General features: G+C 61.2%; 17 protein-coding genes and 3 pseudogenes. All 20 read right to left on the reverse strand.

What is annotated here, in order from left to right; genetic code table 11:
- Positions 1-14 precede the first annotated feature (14 nt).
- Entirely contained in the window at positions 15-785 is a 771-nt protein-coding gene (locus tag VSR72_RS35105) for an N-6 DNA methylase (protein ID WP_342956849.1), read from the reverse strand.
- An 80-nt stretch (positions 786-865) separates the two neighbouring features.
- Positions 866-1,420 carry a hypothetical protein gene (locus tag VSR72_RS35110; RefSeq protein WP_342956850.1) on the reverse strand — a complete coding sequence of 185 codons (555 nt, stop codon included), beginning with the start codon at positions 1,418-1,420 and terminating at the stop codon, positions 866-868.
- A 175-nt stretch (positions 1,421-1,595) separates the two neighbouring features.
- Positions 1,596-1,943: a hypothetical protein gene (locus tag VSR72_RS35115; protein WP_342956851.1), complete on the reverse strand. Its 348-nt coding sequence runs from the start codon at positions 1,941-1,943 to the stop codon at positions 1,596-1,598.
- 26 nt (positions 1,944-1,969) lie between these two features.
- Entirely contained in the window at positions 1,970-2,404 is a 435-nt protein-coding gene (locus VSR72_RS35120) for a DUF2442 domain-containing protein (protein WP_342956852.1), read from the reverse strand.
- Between the two features lie 389 nt (positions 2,405-2,793).
- Positions 2,794-3,054: a hypothetical protein gene (locus VSR72_RS35125; protein ID WP_342956853.1), complete on the reverse strand. Its 261-nt coding sequence runs from the start codon at positions 3,052-3,054 to the stop codon at positions 2,794-2,796.
- 870 nt (positions 3,055-3,924) lie between these two features.
- Positions 3,925-4,944, reverse strand: coding sequence for an IS110 family transposase (locus VSR72_RS35130; RefSeq protein ID WP_342956854.1), 1,020 nt, complete (start codon positions 4,942-4,944; stop codon positions 3,925-3,927).
- 224 nt (positions 4,945-5,168) lie between these two features.
- Entirely contained in the window at positions 5,169-6,833 is a 1,665-nt protein-coding gene (locus tag VSR72_RS35135; RefSeq protein ID WP_342956855.1) for a methyl-accepting chemotaxis protein, read from the reverse strand.
- Entirely contained in the window at positions 6,826-7,299 is a 474-nt protein-coding gene (locus VSR72_RS35140; protein ID WP_342956856.1) for a hypothetical protein, read from the reverse strand. Before VSR72_RS35140 ends, VSR72_RS35135 begins: the two co-directional genes overlap by 8 nt.
- Positions 7,300-7,327: 28 nt before the next feature.
- On the reverse strand, positions 7,328-8,446 hold the full coding sequence (locus VSR72_RS35145) for a porin (RefSeq protein ID WP_342956887.1): 1,119 nt from the start codon (positions 8,444-8,446) through the stop codon (positions 7,328-7,330).
- A gap of 258 nt (positions 8,447-8,704) precedes the next feature.
- Positions 8,705-9,289, reverse strand: a pseudogene (locus tag VSR72_RS35150) (GntR family transcriptional regulator); the annotation flags it as partial.
- Positions 9,290-9,300: 11 nt separating this feature from the next.
- Positions 9,301-10,389 carry an ABC transporter ATP-binding protein gene (locus VSR72_RS35155; RefSeq protein ID WP_342956857.1) on the reverse strand — a complete coding sequence of 363 codons (1,089 nt, stop codon included), beginning with the start codon at positions 10,387-10,389 and terminating at the stop codon, positions 9,301-9,303.
- A gap of 16 nt (positions 10,390-10,405) precedes the next feature.
- Positions 10,406-11,200, reverse strand: coding sequence for an ABC transporter permease (locus VSR72_RS35160; RefSeq protein WP_028203710.1), 795 nt, complete (start codon positions 11,198-11,200; stop codon positions 10,406-10,408).
- 1 nt (position 11,201) lies between these two features.
- Complete coding sequence (locus VSR72_RS35165) at positions 11,202-12,086, reverse strand: ABC transporter permease (RefSeq protein ID WP_342956858.1); 885 nt, start codon at positions 12,084-12,086, stop codon at positions 11,202-11,204.
- A 72-nt stretch (positions 12,087-12,158) separates the two neighbouring features.
- Positions 12,159-13,190, reverse strand: a complete 1,032-nt coding sequence (locus VSR72_RS35170; RefSeq protein WP_342956859.1) for an ABC transporter substrate-binding protein — start codon at positions 13,188-13,190, stop codon at positions 12,159-12,161.
- A 109-nt stretch (positions 13,191-13,299) separates the two neighbouring features.
- Positions 13,300-13,437, reverse strand: a pseudogene (locus VSR72_RS35175) (flavin reductase); the annotation flags it as partial.
- A gap of 43 nt (positions 13,438-13,480) precedes the next feature.
- Positions 13,481-13,627 (reverse strand): annotated as a pseudogene (locus tag VSR72_RS35180) (alpha/beta hydrolase); the annotation flags it as partial.
- 740 nt (positions 13,628-14,367) lie between these two features.
- A complete protein-coding gene (locus tag VSR72_RS35185; protein WP_342956860.1) occupies positions 14,368-15,759 on the reverse strand; it encodes an ammonium transporter in 1,392 nt (463 codons plus the stop codon).
- A gap of 182 nt (positions 15,760-15,941) precedes the next feature.
- Positions 15,942-17,306, reverse strand: a complete 1,365-nt coding sequence (locus tag VSR72_RS35190) for an FMN-binding glutamate synthase family protein (protein ID WP_342956861.1) — start codon at positions 17,304-17,306, stop codon at positions 15,942-15,944.
- Between the two features lie 22 nt (positions 17,307-17,328).
- Positions 17,329-18,018 carry a protein glxC gene (locus VSR72_RS35195; protein WP_342956862.1) on the reverse strand — a complete coding sequence of 230 codons (690 nt, stop codon included), beginning with the start codon at positions 18,016-18,018 and terminating at the stop codon, positions 17,329-17,331.
- Positions 18,006-18,914 (reverse strand): glutamine amidotransferase family protein, encoded by a 909-nt coding sequence (locus VSR72_RS35200; RefSeq protein WP_342956863.1) that lies wholly within the window; start codon positions 18,912-18,914, stop codon positions 18,006-18,008. The genes VSR72_RS35195 and VSR72_RS35200 overlap by 13 nt, the downstream gene beginning before the upstream one ends.
- Between the last annotated feature and the right edge of the window lie 8 nt (positions 18,915-18,922).

Genomic DNA, 18,922 nt, shown 5'->3' on the forward strand with positions numbered 1-18,922 from the left:
CTTGCGATTCTAGCCTATGCAGCATTGCGTATCGACGCCTGTTCGGGTGTCGGCTGTGGTGTGTCGGTCACCGGTTTCGCGCGTTCCGTCAGCAGCGCCTTGAACAGCTTTTCCATCTTGCGCTGCGCTAGGCGCTGGGGCCACCCGCAGATGAAGTGAGCACGGGTGTACCAGACATCCCATTGCTGCATGGTCAGGGAATTGCCGTGAATGACGATTGCCCCGATGCCTAGTAGCGCCAGCTGTAGGTACGCCATGTGCATGCAGCGAGGGTCCACGTCGATGCAGGTTGCATGCATGTGGTAGGGGTAGTTGAGTCCCGCCTGATGCATAGCGTCGGCCGTGGCCACGACCATGCCGCCCGACCCACACGCAGGCTCGTGCATCTCGATGAAGCCCTGCTCGCGGATGCCCTTGCCGTCGCCGATCGTCATCTTGGCCATCATGAAAGAGACGCTGTACGGCGTGAAGAACTGCCCCGCGCGATCGCTGCCGAGATCGAGCGCCATGTAGATCTCGCCCAGCACGTCACCCAGTCCCTGCATCGCGTAGCGGCCGAGGCCGGGTTCCCCGTTCTCGCCCACCTTGTCGCGATAGCACATGACCAACTCCGTGAACATCTGTGCAAATCGGTTGGCTTCCTCATTGCTGTATTTGCCGACGATTTCAAGGTAGCGCTTCTCGCGCTTATCGAACTGGCTTTTGTCGAACTTGCTGGAGAGCGCGATCGCCGACATCTCGATGAAGTCGGCGAACACCGCGTAGGTGTTGCCCAACGAACTCACAACCCCATCGACACGAAATCGACAGGCAATAGAAAAGCCGGCCTCGAAAGCGACCGGCTTTGTGTGCCAAGATGCTGGCGTTACTTCTTCTTGCGTTTAACGGTTTTGACGCCGACGCGGTATGCTTTCCACCGCGTGTACCAGCAGTTCACGCCCTTCGGCGGTCGCGGTACCCACTCGCCTTTTCGTTCAGTGTGGTGGTAGAAGGTCGAGCGCTTGATGGTCCGCGTGTTCGTGTCGACAACAACACCGAATACCCACCAGAATCTCAACGACCAGATTTCGGTCCAGTGCCTCTTCCACCAGCGGTCCGTCTTGAACAGTCCGCTCTTTCTGACGTGCCACCAAATCCCTATCCGCGTCGGCCAGTTTGCCGGATTGACGTAACCGGCGAGCCCTGTCGCGATACGCAGCTCGAACGTGCTGAAGTCCGCGTCAAGCTTCTTCAGTTCCTCGATGATTTCGTCGATGACGCCCGTCGATATGCCGCCATCAAAGTGGGCAAGGAACCCAATCCCCTGCTTGTTCACGCCCGCAAACGAAGTGCATGTCCAAACGTCCCCGGTTTCCAGAACGCTGATACGGGTTCCGGCTTTCGCGACTTGATACCGTCGCTGTATTACTTTTTGGTACATAGGTCTCTCTCTTGTTTTGTCCAGCAGGAGTTCGGTATTCCGACAGCACGCTACTGGTTTGCTGCTGATAAAAATAAAGCCGGCCACGAGGGCCGGCTCTGCGCGTCAGGACGCCGCTGAGGCATCCAGTGTGCTTGCGGCATCCTGTTACCTTAGTAAGCGCATCAGTTTTATCCTACTCTGGCTTTTGGGAGACGACGACCTCCCAAGGGGCGACTAGCCGACCGTCCATCCGTTCGATAAACCCGCCGTCTTCGAGAACCTGGACATCCTCGCGGACGTCCTTGTGCTCCCTTCCCAGCGACTTCGCCAGCGCTTCGGTGCTGTCCGCACCGTCCGCGGTCCGCAGATGCCGCAGGAGTTCGAGGCGGCTTTCCGTGAGCGTGCTGGTCAGCTGCTCCCAGGTCTCGAAGGTGATGTGGCGCTCTTCGGTAGTGTCGCCTGCCTCAGCGCGCTTCCACGCTGCGATGAAGCGTTCGCCCATCTCCTTCCTGCCGCCGACAGATACCGATAGCGTCGTCATTTATTCCTCCCCTTTACCCACTCCGCCTATACGGCTTGTCGATGCGCGGTGGCCGCAGCCTTGGGAGGACGGCCACCCTTCTTGCCATTCTCCCTAGACGAGCGTGCCTTAGCCTCGCTAGTTGCCGAGCCCATGCTGCGCGCGAGCATCGACATCCATGCCTTCGAGCCGAAGATACCCGCGAGCAGCGCCGGACCGCTGACGGCCATCTCGATTCGCGGGAAGAACAGGTCGTAGCCACCACCCCAGATTTCAATCTCGGAGTAGTCGGCCACGCTCGGCGACTTCTCCAGGAGCGCGAACTCCTGGATCAGCTTGACTGGCACCTCGACCTTCACACCGTGCTCATAGCGCACTTCGAGGCTCGCGTGCGTGCGGCTGTAACGCGCATCGACCATCTTGGGGCCGAGGCGCTTGCCGGCCTCGCGGGCAGCGGCAATTTCTTCCTTAGACAGCGCCATGAATCTTCCTCCATTCGGTACAAAGCGCGTGGATCTTCGGCGTGATCTCGCGATCGAGGCGACGAAGAACCATTGCTGACAGGCCTACGGACTCCCGCAAGCTGAGCGGGCCGTTGGGACAATTGAGATTGAAAACACATCGGCCATCTGGCCCCAAAACGTGAACGTGGGCCGGACGATGATCGTGCGTGTAAATCATGACACGGTAACCCAGTACAATCAGAAATGTAGGCATAGCTCCATGATAACCTATCGGTAGGTTATTTGCATGTGGCGAATAAGCCGAAACTGAGAAGGTCCGGCAGCTCAGTCACGTAATGTAGGTCTCGAATATTTTTCGATCGTTAACGAGACGGCATAAAGGGAGAGCCGAAGCTCTCCCCGTTGCGTTACCACGCCAGATATGACGGCCTGCCTTTCTCTTCGACGTCGAACTCGAACTGAAGGCGCCGCGGCGCCAGGCATGCCCGGATGTCGATCTGCTCCTGCGAGATGATGCCGGCGGCGATCGTCTCCCGTATCTTCCACTCCGCAAGCAGCTTGTTGTGGGCGTTGTCGTTCTTCACCCAGCCATCGAGCGGCAGGTTCGCGATGGTGTAGAGGTAGATCTCGGGGTAATTGTCCTTTTCGTGCGCATTCTGGCGATTCAAACTGAGAAGACCCGATTAATCAATGGCTTGCAGTACGCTTCGATCGCGCCAAACATAACGACCCGCAAAGCCCTGCCGCAGGCGGATCGACGTCCTCTTAGCGCCATTTTCTGCACGAAAAGGACGATTACCCCGGATACCGCGCGATGGGCTACCAGGTACGCCTGGCCGGAGACGGGCGGCAACTGGCGCTGACCTGAAATGCGGGCCAGGCCGCATTCCGCACCCCTCTCCGGTTTCTTGCTTGCACTTGCACGCGTGCACTTCCCACCTTTGGCCGCCCCATTGTGCACCGCCATCGAATCGAACCGGCAGTGCCGATACTCACAAACTGGTCGCGCTGTACTGGAAAATCGACCGCAACATCTCTCGACAGACAGCAGATACGGGGCTGCGACGCCAGCAGGTTATCGATCGGCTCGAGCACGAGATCAAGGCAGCCTTCCCCGCCATGCGCCGATTGTCACCGTGCAACCGGAAGGCATGACCGAATCCGGAATTTGTGCAGCAGCCTGCTGCACAAGTCGATATCTCTTCAGCTCAACAAATATAGGATTACGAACTAAACTTCGATCACTATATTTATGTATACATGAACGCCCCCGTTTGCGCCAGGTGTTCGAGGTTTTGACGAATGGGATGGGCTGCATGTCTACATCCGGCCTCTCTGTGCAGCTTCAGCTTCGCTGCGGGCCACTATGAAATCCGCAGACTCACGCCTCATTCAAATGGCGAGCTTAAGTAGCTCATACATAAATTCAGGCTTGGTGAGTCCCGGGTCCTACCCGATTTGTCATTACGCTCGAATGCCGCCGCAACTTTTGACGTTCCACCCCTCTTAGAGAGAAACCACCAGCCACCTCGATCGAATCATGACGGTTTCGTGCACGCGTGATTTACACGGTATGGCTGTTGATGCGCCAGAACCGCCCAGATTATTCGAGCGAGCTTGTTGGCCAAGGCGACGATTACTACATTCAACGGACGCCGTTGCTTCAACTGCTCAACCCATTGCCCTGGCTCTTTGGCCTTATAGATAATGCTGCGCGCTTCATGTACCAGCAAAGTCCTGAGATACGTGTCACCGCGCTTACTGATTCCTCGTAACCTGATGGTCCCGCCGGAGCCGGTCTGTCCCGGCACGAGACCCAACCATGCGGCAAACTCGCGGCCGGATTTAAATGCTTCAGCGTGCCCCATCGTTGCTACTGCAGCCGTCGAGGTGAGCAACCCCACGCCTGGGATTGCCGCGATTGCCTTGGCTGCATGATCGTTCTTCATCCACTCCCGAAGCCGCCGCTCGATCTGACCGATCTGCTTGTCGATCGCATCCAGACCTCTCCATTGCTCTCCCAGCGTATCGATCAACATTGCGGGAAGGCGTCCTGACAACCTGTCCAGAATCTCGAGTATTGCCTTGTCGAGCGCTGCCCTACCGCATCCCATCACTTCACCATACTCGCTCAACAGCCCGCGGAGACTGTTGATCTGCATCGTGCGGAACTTCACGAGTTGCTGACGCATACGATGCAGGGCAAGCACGGCCTGCTGGGCTTCGGTTTTTACGGCAACTGCCTTGCAGTCCACCTGGGCGGCCATCCAGATCGCACGCGCGTCGGCAGCATCGTTCTTGTTGCGGATGTTGAAAGCCTTGACGAACTTCCCCGGCATCAACTTGACCTGATGCCCCATTTCAATCAACCGTCGGGCCCAATGCTGTGATCCGCCGCATGATTCCATCCCGACGAGGCACGGCTGCCGATTCGCAAAGTACTGGAGAAACGCCGCCCTCTTGACCGACCGGTTCACGACCTCACCGGTGTCCGGGTCCACCCAGTGGACCTGCATCACGTTTTTTGCAATGTCCACGCCCACAATCGTATGCGTCATGACAGATCCCCTTCGGTTCGCTGAGTGAACCAGTATGATCGGCCTGAATCTCAGATCGATGGCTTTTTGCTGCCAGCATCGAGCCGATCGCGCGAAGCCTGCGGCTAGGTGGGGGCGTTCATATCATTCAAATATGCTGGTGCCGTCTGATGTTCAGATGCGCCGTATCCTCCCGACGCACCAAGCTCCTTCTTCTTAATCTTGGGCCCAACATCGGAATCTGCTCAAGTCCGCAACTCGACTGGTCTCCATGACCGCGCATGTGCGTCATCGTGGTTTGCACGCACGGAATCCCGTTCACCGAGCGAAAATACGGCTACAGCGTTCTTGAGATGCATTGACTGCTCTTCGAGAGAACGCGCCGCTGCGGCCGCTTGCTCCACGAGTGCCGCATTCTGTTGCGTAATCCGTTCCATCTGATTCACGGCTTGGTCGACTTCGTCGATTCCGCGGCTTTGCTCGTCGGAGGCCACGGCTATTTCGCCGACGATGCCGGCAACCTGCTTGATCGCCATCTTGACTTCAGCCATTGCCTCACCAACGGCATCTGCCTGCGTCGAGCCTTCCTGGATCGCCTCCACCGACGAAACGATAAGCTCCTTGATTTCCTTGGCAGCCGTGGCTGAGCGCTGTGCAAGGCCTCGTACTTCGCTCGCGACCACCGCAAAACCTCGGCCCTGTTCTCCCGCTCGCGCAGCCTCCACTGCCGCATTGAGCGCGAGGATATTGGTCTGAAAGGCGATGCCCTCGATCACGGCGGTGATCGCGGAGATTTGCTTCGAACTATTGCTGACGTTGCGAATGGTCTGCACCATGTTCGAGACTGACTCGTTGGCGGCCTCCGCCATGCCGGATGCTCTCGTCGCCAATGCGTTCGCCTGCCGCGCGTTGTCGGCGCTTTGTCGAACGGTGTGGGCCAGTTGCGTCATGTTGGCGGCCGTTTCCTCAAGTGAACTCGCCTGCTGTTCAGTACGCGAAGAAAGATCGAAATTTCCGGCCGCGATTTCGCTGGATGCCGTCGCAATGCTACCGGTGCCGATCCGAACGCCGCCTACAATCTTCGCGAGGCTCTCATTCATGGCATTCAGGCCGCGTATGAGTCGCCCCGTTTCATCCATCGACGACGCCTCGATATTGGCTGTTAGATCGCCTTCCGCCACGCGCGTCGCCATATTAACGGCCGCCTTCAGCGGACGCGAAACCGTACGCGAGAGCCACGTCGCAGCAAGAATGGACGCAATGACAGCAATTACGGTGCTCGCGAGTATTGTCACGTAAATTCTGGCACGCAGCGCGTCCAGCTCCTTGCCGCTTGCGAGCATGCGATCTCTTTCGTAGCGGTCCAGCTTGTCGACGGCGGCGACGAGCCGGTCGGTACCCAGGTACGACCCGAAGCCCTCAGTTAATGCCGAGAGATCGCCCACATTAACTGAGAAGGCGTCCACCTTCTTGCGCATGTCCACTAGCGGGTCGACGACTGTATTCAACCAGCGGTCATATTCCTGCTGACATGTGCTAGCCAGCTGTGTGGCCTCTGCCGTGCCGTCTATTGCTCGCAGGCCTGCCAGCCTCGTGACGAAATCAGCACGGTGCTGGTCGATCCACGCCGTGTGCCCGGGTTTGCCGTTCAGGTTGTTCGCCAGTACCGCCCAAATGATGTTGAGATAGTCGGACGTTCCGTCCTTTAGGAGAAGGAGCGTTTGTTCCGATGCCTCGAATTCCTTCTGTTTATGGTCGATCGCCTGAACACTGGCGAGGCAGATGCACGCACTAACGACGAATGCAAAAATTGCGCATGCAAATGCAACGCCGGTTTTTCCCGCGATGGGTAGATTTTTTAGTAGATTCATATTGGTTGAAATAGCCCCAACCGGTGTGTAATTACTCAAGGCCTGATGCGCGACTGAGAACGGCGAGCACGGCAAGCTCCGCTACGAGGACGGCGCTTGCAAATGCGTAGAGATTCCAAAGCAGTGGTGCGCCCGCTTGTGCTAGCGCGCCGCCGATCAACAGCCCGGCAATTGTGCCGAAGCGCCCGATTCCCCGCACCCAGCCAATGCCCGCTGCCCGGTTGACGGGCGGACAATAGCGACTGAAATACGTGCCACGCAGCAGTGTGTTCCCGATGGCGCCCACCCCGGCAGTGCCCATGAGTAGATATGTTTGCAGAGTGCCATGAGCAAACGGCAGCGCGCACAGGCGAACTGCCGCAAGCAGATAAAGTACACTGGCGACGGACTTCGCCCCTACGCGGCCGACCACCGCGCCGCCAAGCAGCGAGCCTAATGGCGCGGTCGAATTGAGCATCACCAGCGATGCGAGGATCGATCCGGGCGGAAAACCGCCCTTGCGCATGAGTTGCCGCGGCGGAGCGCTCTAACAATCAGAACTGGTGGTACATGCCCACGCGCACCGCGATCTGATGATTGTTGGACGACGCCGACCCCACTGCGCCGTCGAAAATGTCGGCGTAAGTCGCCGCGCCGGCTGCCTTCTGCCACACGCCCATCGCATAGAGGGCCGTGCGCTTTGAGATCGAGTACGACGTCGTAAGCCCCACCTGGTGATAGATGGGAACCTCTTGGCTGTAGCCGATGCTGCCATGCGTGTAAACGTATTGCGCGCCAACGTACCACGATGGCGTGATATTGTAGCGGCCCCACGCTTCGTAGTTGGTGAAGATCACCGTGCTATCTGTACCGTTGGCGTCGTTGAACTTCGTATTCGTGTAGTCGAGCCCGAGCGTCGCCGAGCCGATCGCGTAGTTCACGCCCGCGCCGAATATCTGCTCGTTACGTGGATTGCCGACGTAGCTGAACGGGCCGCTCGCGCCGATATCCGCGCCGGTGGTGTTACCGACATAGTCGCCGTCACTCAGGAGCAGCGCGGGGTCTTTTGCATACAGGTACGCGCCGGCAATGGTCAGGGAACCGAGCGAGTAACTCGCGCCGAGGCTCCACAGGCCAGTCGTGCCACGCCCAGGCGCGTTGGTGTTGGTGAAGGAGTACACGCCGCCGAAGGTCAGGCCGCCGATCTTCGGGCTCGCGTACTTGACCGCGTTGTCCACTCGGAACGAGTTGTCGGTGTTGTCGATGTCGCCTGCGTGGACCAGCGGGCCGCCGAGCTGTCCCGGTGCCGTGAGCGGCTGCAGGTAATCCACCACTGAGTCGTACTGGCGGCCCAACGTGAGCGTGCCAAAACGCGTATCCGAAAGCCCCACATAGGCCTGACGCCCGAACAGCCGACCACCCTGGCGGCTTTGACCATTCTCCAGGCTGAAGCCCGATTCGAGCTTGAATAGCGCGCTCAGGCCGCCGCCAAGATCTTCCGTGCCTTTCAGCCCCCAGCGGCTGCCGTAGACGCCGTCATACGTGCCATCTCGCATACGCCAGAGCGAATGCCCGCCGCTGTTGTTGACATAGTCGATCCCAGTATCGATCACACCGTAGAGCGTTACCGAGGACTGTGCATATACGTTCGCAACCGTGAGCGAACTCCCCAACAGCGCGCAAACTGCAAGTTTCTTGAAGTCAGTACCTTTCACGTCTTCCCCTTCCGTTCATGGTTAAAAAATCTTTTCTTTCGTTAAACTAACTACATTTGGCCGAAAAAACCGACGTTGGATGCGACGCCCTGCTCGAGCCGCAAAAGTGAGCCGCGCTATCCCCCTGACCCCACGACGCGACGCATGCTCGTGCGCCTGGGCCATCAGTTCGCGCGCGATCGCAGCCTCTCGTGCGCCGGTCGCGTTTCCAGCTTAGATGGCGCGGAGGATTCGGTGCATTTTATCGACGGCTCGGCGGCCGCGGTCGTCGGAAGCGATCGTCAGCGCTCTCAAGCGGTTGATACGCGCCGTCAACGACTGCACGATTTCCCACGCCACGCGCTTTTGCCCGACAACGAACATGCGCTCGTAGAAGGCCGTCGTGAGCGCCCTGACAGCCTGATGGTCCTGCGCTTCGAAGGCCGCCTGAATCCGGTCGATGAAGCCAGCGAGATCCGCGACGGTGCGCTCGTCGGCATGCTGTGCGCACGCCATGGCGGCTTCGCCTTCGAGCAGCGCGCGTATTTCGTAGATCTCAGCCGCCGTGTCGGAATCGAGTACGGCAACGATCGGCCCCTGGTTCGGAATCGAGTCGACAAGACCCTCCGTTTCCAGATGCCGCAAAACCTCCCGCACCACGGTGCGGCTCACGCCGAGAATCTCGCAGAGCGAGCGCTCGACCAGCCGCTCGCCTGGATGAAAATGCGCCTCCAGAATGGCCGTGCGCATTTTTTCGAGTGCGAGTTCCCGCAACGTGGCCGTGGGGCGTTCGACCCGCAGCGATGGCAGTGCGTCACTCATGACAGCCACCGTCAAGCTTGCGCGAACAGGCGCACATCGCGCGCGTCCCAGTCGACGAGCGCCTGCGTGCCGATCACGATGCCGCCGTCGTGGCGATGCGCCGCCGGCATGCGGATCGAAATCTCCTGCTGCCAGGGAGTGGCCACCGCATAGTGCATGGCGTCGCCGAGATAGGTGACGTCGCGTACGGTCACGGGCAAACCTGTCGTGCCATTTGCGCCTTGCAGCGAGCTGATGCGCATCTGCTCCGGGCGGATCATCAGCGTGCCGTCGTCACCGGCGGTGAGTGCCGGATTGAAGGCGTCCGAGGCAATTTCATGGCCATTCGGGAACACGCCGTTCATGCGGCCTTCGCTGTTCCTCGTGACCTTCACTGGCAGGAAATTCGAATTGCCGATGAAGCTCGCGACAAAGCGCGAAGCCGGGTTCGCGTAAAGCTCCTCACCCGTGCCGACTTGCTCGATGCGGCCTTTGTTGAACACGGCGATGCGGTCGGACAGGCGCAGCGCTTCCTCCTGGTCGTGCGTGACGTAGAGAATCGTCACGCCCGTTTCCTGGTGAATGCGGCGTAGTTCGAGCTGGATTTCCTCGCGCAGCTTCTTGTCGAGCGCGGAGAGCGGTTCGTCCATCAGCAGCACGGGCGGATCGTAGGCCAGCGCGCGCGCAATGGCCACGCGTTGCTGTTGCCCGCCCGAGAGCTGTGCGGGCATGCGGTCGCGGCACTCGGAGAGATGCACGAGCTTGAGCATCTTCTCCACTTTCGCCTTGACTTCGGCTTCGGGGCGGCGGCGCACGCGCAGCGGGAACGCCACGTTCTCGCCCACCGTGAGATGCGGAAAGAGCGTATAGCGCTGGAACACCATGCCGATGTTGCGCTTGTTGGGCGCCACCGCCAGCAGCGGCTTGCCGTCGAGCAGCACGCGCCCATCCGTGGGCTCCTGGAAGCCCGCGACGATATAGAGCGTCGTGCTCTTGCCCGAGCCCGACGGTCCGAGGAAGGTCATGAATTCGCCCTTGCGCACATCGAGCGACACCTGGTCGATGGCGACGACGTCGTCGTAGGTCTTGCGCAGGCGCTGGATTTGCAGGAATGCAGTCATGGCTTGTTTACCTCGATTAGCGGCCGCGGCGCACGACAGCGCCCGCCAGCATCAATAACGTTGTCAACGCGACGAGCAGCGAAGACGCCGCGGCAACGACAGGCGTAAGATCCTGGCGCAGCGTGGACCAGATCCGCACGGGCAGCGTCTGCAGCGTCGGGCTCGACATGAAGATGGACACGACCACCTCGTCCCACGAAGCGAGGAACGAAAAGATCGCCGCGGCGTAGAGACCGAGCCGGATGGCCGGCAACGTCACCTTCAGCTTCACCATGAACGGCGAGGCGCCGCAAATGAGCGCCGCGTCTTCCAGCGATGTGTCGAAGCTCACGAGCGAATTGCTGATCGAGATGATCGAGAACGGCAAGGCGATGATCAGGTGGCCGATCACGAAACCCGTCATCGTGCCGTTCATTCCGATGCGCAGAACGAACGCGTAGAGCGCGACGGCGAGCACCACGACCGGCAGCACCATCGGCGTGATGAAGAAGGCCTGCACCGCGCTGCGCCCGCGAAACTTGCCGCGTACGAGCGCAAGCGAAGCGAGAAAGCCGATTGCGACGGAGAGCACCGTGACGATCACGGCGAGCTTCGCGCTCGTGAGCAGCGAGTCGATCCAGCCCGGATCGGTGAAGAGCTGCCGGTACCACTCGAGCGTCCAGCCCGGCGGCGGAAAGATGAGCCACTGCGAGTCGCCGAACGAGAGCGCGACGATAAAGACAATCGGCAGCAGGAGAAAGAGCGCGACGGCCCCGCCCACGGCCAGCAACATCCAGCGCAGCGCGCCCAGACGATCGAAATCGAGCAACATGTCAGCGCCCTCCGAGACTTGCGCGCGCATGGCGCGTGAAGCGCAGTTGCAGCGCGTAGAGCGAGAGCGTCACGGCGAGCAGCACGAAGGCGGCGGCGCCGGCGAGGCCCCAGTTCAAGAGTTCCTGCACGAGCTGTGCAATCAGTTCCGCGAGCATCATGTACGAGGGGCCGCCCAGCAGCGCGGGCGTGACGAAGTAGCCCAGCGCCATCACGAACACCATGAGCGCGCCCGAGGCGATGCCCGGCATGGCGAGCGGCACGAGAATGCGCCAGAAGGCCTGCCAGCGGCTCGCACCGCACACGGCGGCGGCGCGCAGCGTCGAAGGGTCGATGCTGCGCAGTGTGGCGTGCAGCGGCATCACGAGAAACGGCAGCATGATGTAGGTCATGCCGATCGTCACGCCCGTGAGGTTGTTGACGAGCGAGAGCGGCTCATGGATCACGCCGATCGCCATCAGCATGCGGTTGATCGGTCCCGTTTCCTGCAGCAACACCATCCACGCGAAGGTCCGTGCGAGCAGGTTGGTCCACATCGACAGCAGCAGGATCGCGAAGAACACGGCGCTGACCTTGCGCGGCGCGATGGCGAGCAGCCACGCCATCGGAAAGCCCACGAGCAGCGTGGCGAGCGTCACGACCGTCGCCACGAGAAACGTATTGCCGAACACGCGCAAATACGTGGTCGAGCCGAGCAGCTGCTGGTAGTTGTGCAGGCCAGGTGTCGGCTCCAGCACGCTGCGCAGCAGCAGCGAGAGCACCGGCAGCAGGAAGAAGATCACGAGCAGCAGCATGGCGGGCGCCAGCAGCCGCATGCTGCGCCAGTCGCGCTGTTTGCGCGTGGCCGTCGCGGCCGGGTGGGCGACGGTACTCAATACGTTTGGCATAACGTTTCCAATGGCTTCGGTTTGCCCGCATTGCCAGCCCGCTGGTTGTGTTTCGGTCTCAGCCGGCTATGCTTACTTCGATTGCCACGCGTACCAGCGCTTCGCAATCGCATCGCGGTTCTCGGCCCAGTACTTCATGTCGAGGTTGATCTGCGATGCCTTGTATTGATCGGGCAGCATCTTCGCCATGGCCGGCGACATCAGCGCGGCCGACTTCACGTTGATCGGCGCGTAACCCGTATCGGCCGCGAATTTGGCCTGGGCCTGCGGGCTCGTCGCCGCGGCGAGATACTTCATCGCCGCGTCGCGGTGCTTCGCGCCCTTCGGGATCACGAGCATGTCGGCGGCGGTGAGGTTCTGGTTCCACGAAATGCCGACGGGCACGCCGGTTTGCGCGAGCGCGTGCAGGCGGCCGTTCCAGAACATGCCGATCGGCGCCTCGCCCGAAGCGAGCAGCTGCTGCGACTGCGCGCCGCCGCTCCACCACACGATGTCGCTCTTGATCGTGTCGAGCTTCTTGAACGCGCGGTCGAGGTCGAGCGGATAGAGCTTGTCAGGCGCCACGCCGTCGGCGAGCAGCGCGATTTCGAGCACGCCCGGCGCCGACCACTTGTAGAACGTGCGCTTGCCGGGGAAGCGCTTGGTGTCGAAGAGATCCGCCCACGTTTGTGGCTGCGCAGCGGTGTATTTCGCCTTGTTGTAGCCAAGCACGAACGAGTAATAGAAGCTGCCCACCGCGTCCGGCGACGCAAAGCGCGGGTCCAGCTCGTCCTTCTTCACCACCGAATAGTCGATCGGCTCGATCAGCCCGGCCTTCTGCGCGGCATAGGCGAAGTCGCCCTCCACGTCCACGACGTCCCAGCTCACGTTGCCGCTGTCGACCATCGCCTTGAGCTTGCCGTAGTCGGTCGGGCCGTCCATCAGCACGGTGATCCCGCTCGCCTGCGTGAACGGCTGCGCCCAATCCTTCTGCTGCGACGATTGCGTGGTGCCGCCCCAGCTCGTGAAGACGATGGGGTCCGCGGCCAGTGCCGGCGCGGCTGCGAGTGTCGCTGCGCACGCAACGAACAACGGTGCGAGAAACGGGATGCTTCTGCTGCTCATGTCTTTCTCCAGGAAAACAGGTGGTTGGCGCTGCGTCAGTCCAACGGCGTGAAAACGCGGGGGGCTTCACGCTTGTGATTTGTGTATGGCATCGTTTCGATACTCGCCTTCAGCAGTCGCCCACGAAAATGCCGAACGCGTCCTGCTTGCGTTCGAGCATCGAGCGCACGGCGGCGTCGCTCACTTCGTCCCAAGGAATCTGCGAAAGCGGCACGATGCGGACGCTGCTGTCGAGCCAGGGCGAACCGCCCAACATGTCGTGGACAGCACGAAAAAAATTCGGATTACGGATCGATCTGCGGCGCCCACACGCTCTGATTCACGCCGACGCCGTGGATGAGCACCACGGTTTCACGCGCTGCGTTCGATTGCGGCGCGCAAATGCTGTAGTGGGTACCCGCGGGTTGACCACGCTGAACCCGCGAGACGTCACGCACGGGGCGAACTCAGACTTCATGGGATTCATGCTCCATATGACGACTCAAGCAATGCGGACAGCCTCCAAGTACCTTGCGCACATCCAGCTTCATGAAAGTCCACCGGTCAAGCCTTGGGCCGCAGATCGCACTTTATGAGATTATGGTATGCCATATTATTATGCGTAACAATCATTTCAATATTATGGAATACCATGAGATTGCCCAGCGCCAGACAGGCACGCCGTGGCTGCGCGCGACCTTGCCCGAATTGAGCAGACTGAAGAAGAGTCCGCCAACGTTTGCAGGTGGTTTTTCTAAGTAATTGCGGGCATCGGACACCGAAGCAGACCAGCCAAAAGGTCAGTACCGTGCTATCCGCGCCGACCTCGCTGCCGAACAGCAAAAGCTACAAGCTTCGCGCTATGTTCGAATCAACGCGATTGCTTTGCCCGGGCATTGCGTCCCGAAGACCAAGTCGTTTCCCTTGCTTGATTTCGGGGGGGGGGGGGACGGCGACACACGATTCGGCGTGAACGATCGTAGAAATCCACTAACGTACCGCCGCTATCCCTCGGTTAAGCCTCGCCCTACGCTCAGCCGTGGGTGCTCGCGCATCTGAATGAGAAAAACAGCCTGCGCAAGCTTTTGACCGTAGGCGCAGGCCTGAATTGCTACGTGGTATTCAATTGGCAACTGCGACGAACGTGACGCGAGATTTGTCGAACCCGTCGGTTGCCTGCAACGAGTTCCGTCTCTCGTCAGACGTGATACGCCGTCTCACCGTGTGAACTGACGTCAAGCCCTTCGCGCTCGCCCTCCTGATCGACGCGCAAACCGATTATCATATCGACGAGCTTGAACGCGACGAACGACACCGCCGCCGACCACACCAGTGACGTGCCCACGCCCCAGCATTGCGAGATCATCTGGCTTGCCGTGTCATAGTCGCCAACCTTGTTCGCCACATAGTCATAGACGCCCGTGCCGCCCAGCTTCGGCGAAGCAAACACACCCGTGAGCAACGCGCCCGCAATGCCGCCGATGCAGTGCACGCCGAACACGTCGAGCGAATCATCAACGCCGAGCATGCGCTTGAGACCGTTCACGCCCCAGTAGCAGAGTGCACCGGCGATGAAGCCCATTACGATCGCGCCCATCGGGCCAACGAAGCCGCATGCGGGCGTGATCACCACGAGCCCCGCAATGGCGCCGGAGACTGCGCCAAGCATTGACGGCTTGCCCTTTATCGTCCATTCCACGACCGTCCACGAGACAGTCGCCGCGCAGGTGGCGAGCAGCGTGGTGACGAAGGCGAGCGCGGCCGCGCCGTTCGCTTCGAGATTCGAACCCACGTTGAAGCCGAACCAGCCCACCCACAGCAGCGAGCCGCCGATCATCGTCATCGTGAGGCTGTGCGGCGCCATGTGCTCGCGCCCGTAGCCCACGCGCTTGCCGATCATGATCGCGCCCACCAGCGCAGCAATGCCCGCATTGATATGCACGACAGTGCCGCCGGCGAAGTCGAGCGCGCCCTTCTGGAACAGGAAGCCCGCCGTTGCGTTGGCCTTTTCAGCCGCTGCGGCGCTCGTGTAGGCATCGGGTCCCGCCCAATACCAGACCATGTGCGCAATCGGCAGATACGAGAACGTGAACCACAGCACCATAAAGGCCAGCACGGCGGAAAACTTTGCGCGCTCCGCAATGCCGCCAATGATGAGCGCAGGCGTGATCGCCGCGAACGTGAGCTGGAACGAGACGTAGATGAATTCGGGAATCACCACGCCCTTGCTGAACGTAGCGGCGGTGCTGTCGGGCGTCACGCCCGCGAGAAACATCTTGCTGAAGCCGCCGAAAAACGCATTGCCCTCGGTGAACGCAACGCTGTAGCCATACACGGCCCACAACACACCAAGCAGACAGAAAATCACAAGCGTCTGCATCAGCACGGAAAGCATGTTCTTCGCGCGCACCATGCCGCCGTAAAAGAGACCGAGGCCCGGCGCCGCCATCATGACGACGAGCAGCGTCGCGACGATCATCCATGCGGTGTCGCCCTTGTTCGGCACCGGCGCGGCGGCGCCTTGCGCCAGCGCGGGCAGCGAGAGCGCCAGCGCGCCGATCACCGCGAGTAGTTTGCCCAAGCTTTTCATTGCACGATCCTGTAGAAAGGCGCCGCGTGAGGCATGCACAAGCGGCACGGCCTCCCCGACGCGCGTGTGGGATGGAGTTGGGATACAAGTGCATGGCCTGCGCTGCCTGGCTTGTCGGGCGCCCGCTTGCGCATTTCGCCGGCGCGCCCGTTGCTGCAAAACCTGCTTTGCCTGCTGATCGATCAACGCATGTTCAGACCGGGAATCCACGACGTGCCCGCGAGCGGCACGCGCGCCATGGCCGCCGATTCGACTGTCAACGCCACGAGGTCTTCCGGCTCCAGGTGATGCACGTTCTGCTTGCCGCACGCGCGCGCGATGGTCGTGAGTTCCATCGTGAGCGTCTTGAGGTAGTTCTTCACGCGGCGCGCGCCCTCTTCCGGTTCCAGGCGCTTTTCGAGCACGGCGTCCTGCGTCGTCACGCCGACCGGGCATTTGCCCGTGTGGCAGTGATGGCAGAAGCCCGGCGCGGTGTTCAGCGCCGCATAGTCGGCCACGGCCGAATGGAGCGCGCCGTTCTGGAAGTACGATTCGCTGTTGCAGCCCAGCGCCATCAGCACGCCCTGGCCGATTGCCACCGCGTCCGCGCCAAGTGCGAGCGCCTTCGCCACGTCCGCGCCCGTGCGGATGCCGCCCGAGACGATCAGTTGCACCTTGCCCTTCATGTCGAGGTCTTCGAGCGCATCCACGGCCTGGCGCACCGCTGCGAGCGTCGGAATGCCCACGTTGTCGATGAAGCAGCTCTGCGTGGCTGCCGTGCCGCCCTGCATGCCGTCGATCACGACCACGTCGGCGCCCGCGTGCACGGCGAGTTTCACGTCGTTGAAGGTGCGCGTGGCCGCGACCTTCACATAGATGGGTTTTTCCCAGTCAGTGATCTCGCGCAGTTCCTGAATCTTGATGGCGAGATCGTCTGGCCCGGTCCAGTCCGGGTGGCGGCTCGCCGAGCGCTGGTCGACGCCCGCGGGCAGCGTGCGCATCGAGGCCACGCGCGGATTCACCTTCTGGCCGAGCAGCATGCCGCCACCGCCGGGCTTCGCGCCCTGCCCGATCACGACTTCGATGGCATCGGCGCGGCGCACGTCGTCGGGATTGAAGCCGTAGCGCGAAGGCAGACATTGATAGACGAGCGTCTTCGACGACTGGCGCTCTTCCTGCGTCATGCCGCCGTCGCCCGTGGTCGTCGAGGTGCCGGCGGCCGTGGCCGCGCGGCCCAGCGCTTCCTTCACGTTCGCGGAGAGCGCGCCGAAGCTCATGCCCGCAATCGTGACAGGCGTGTCGAGCACGATCGGCTTCTTAGCAAAGCGCGTGCCGAGCACGGTTTGCGAGCTGCACTTCTCACGATAGCCTTCGAGCGGATAGCGCGAAAGCGAAGCGCCGAGGAATAACAGGTCGTCAAAGTGCGGCACGCTCTTTTTCGAGCCGAGCCCGCGGATTTCATAGAGGCCGCGCTGCGCAGCGGTGTGAATGTAGTCGATGGTCTTGCGGTCGAAGGTACTGGACTCTTCCTGTTGCAGACGCGCGAAATGAACCGGTTTGGTTTCCATGGGGACCTTCTCGATCGTGTGTTCAGTATTCCTGGTCCGCGTCGGCGTTCCAGTGATAGAGCGTGCGGGCCGAAGCGATGCGGCGGAACTGCACCGGATCGTGATCGAGCCCGGCCGCTTCGAGCAGTTCGCGCACGGCTGTGATGTCGGCGTCTGTCATCGGCTCGAACTGTGCGTCGGCGCCAAGCGATTTCACATTGCCCTTCACGTAGAGCACGGCTTCGTAGAGCGAATCGCCAAGCGCGTCGCCCGCGTCGCCGCAAATCACCATGCGGCCCGCCTGCGCCATGAACGCAGAGAAGCTGCCCACTGAGCCGCCCACGACGATATTGCCGCCCTTGAGCGAGATGCCGCAGCGCAGGCCCGCGTCGCCGCCGATCACGAGCAGGCCACCGTGCGCCGAAGCGCCCGCGCCGTTCGAGGCGAAGCCGCGCACGTGCACCTTGCCGCTCATCATGTTCTCGCCCACGCCCGTCCCGGCGCTGCCTTCGATCACGATGCTCGCGTGCTTGTTCATGCCGCCCGCGTAATAACCCGCGTGGCCTTCGACGGTGATCTGTACGTTGGCGTCCACGCCCACCGCAATGTTGTGGGCACCGTTGGGCGAGGTCACGCTCACGCACTGACCGTTGAGTGCCGCGGCGTCGCCATGCAGGTACTGGTTCAGTTCCCGCACACCCTTTCCTTCCAGATCAAAAATCACGCCTTCCATACGTACATCTCCTCGGGTGCGGGTTCGAATACCTTCGCGTTGCGAATGTCGGGCAGATGCGCAAGCGAGCGAAACTCGGAAGCGATCGCCACGTAGTCGTCGTTTTCGGCCACGACAGCGGGCTTGCAGGCGAACGGATCGCGAATCAGCGCAAGTTCGTTCGACGTACCCATCAGGAACGTGTAGAAACCGTCCAGTTCCTCGAAGCCTTTTTGCAGCGCATCGGGCAGCGAATCGCCTTCACGCAGACGCCATTCGAGAAAACGGCACGCGGCTTCCGTATCGTTGTCGGTGTCGAAGTGGATGCCGAGCGGCTCCAGCTTGCGGCGAACGCCATACGGATTCGAGAGCGAGCCGTTGTGTACGAGGCAGAAGTCCTCGCCCGCCGTGAACGGGTGCGCGCGGTCGGGCGTGACCGCCGATTCCGTCGCCATGCGCGTGTGGCCCACGAGGTGCGAGCCCTTGAGCTTCGTGAAGTCGTAGCGCTGCGCCACTTCGGCGGGCGAGCCGATGTCCTTGTAGAGGTCGATCGAGCGGCCAGTGGAAAGCAGATAGAGCTTCGGATACTGCTCGCCCAGCCACGCCTTCACGGTGTCCGCATTGCCTTGCAGCGTGAGCACGGCATGATTGGCCTTCGCATCGATGCGCGCGGTCACGTCCATTGCGCGGTTGAGCTTGTCAAGCAGCGATTGCCACGGGAACTGTGCGCCCTGTTCCGTAAAGCCTGAATAGAGGCTCAGCTTGCGCTGGCTCGCATCCACTTCCTTGCCGAAGACCGCCAGGCCCGCCGAATCGGGACCGCGCTCGGTCATGCCGATCAGCATCGGCACCATCAGTTCGCCGAGCTTCTCGCGTAGCGCCGGCGTCTTCACCAGCAAGCCTACGATTCCACACATAGGTTTTC

It is taken from the genome of Paraburkholderia sp. JHI869 (genome assembly GCF_038900775.1).
Lineage (GTDB): Bacteria > Pseudomonadota > Gammaproteobacteria > Burkholderiales > Burkholderiaceae > Paraburkholderia.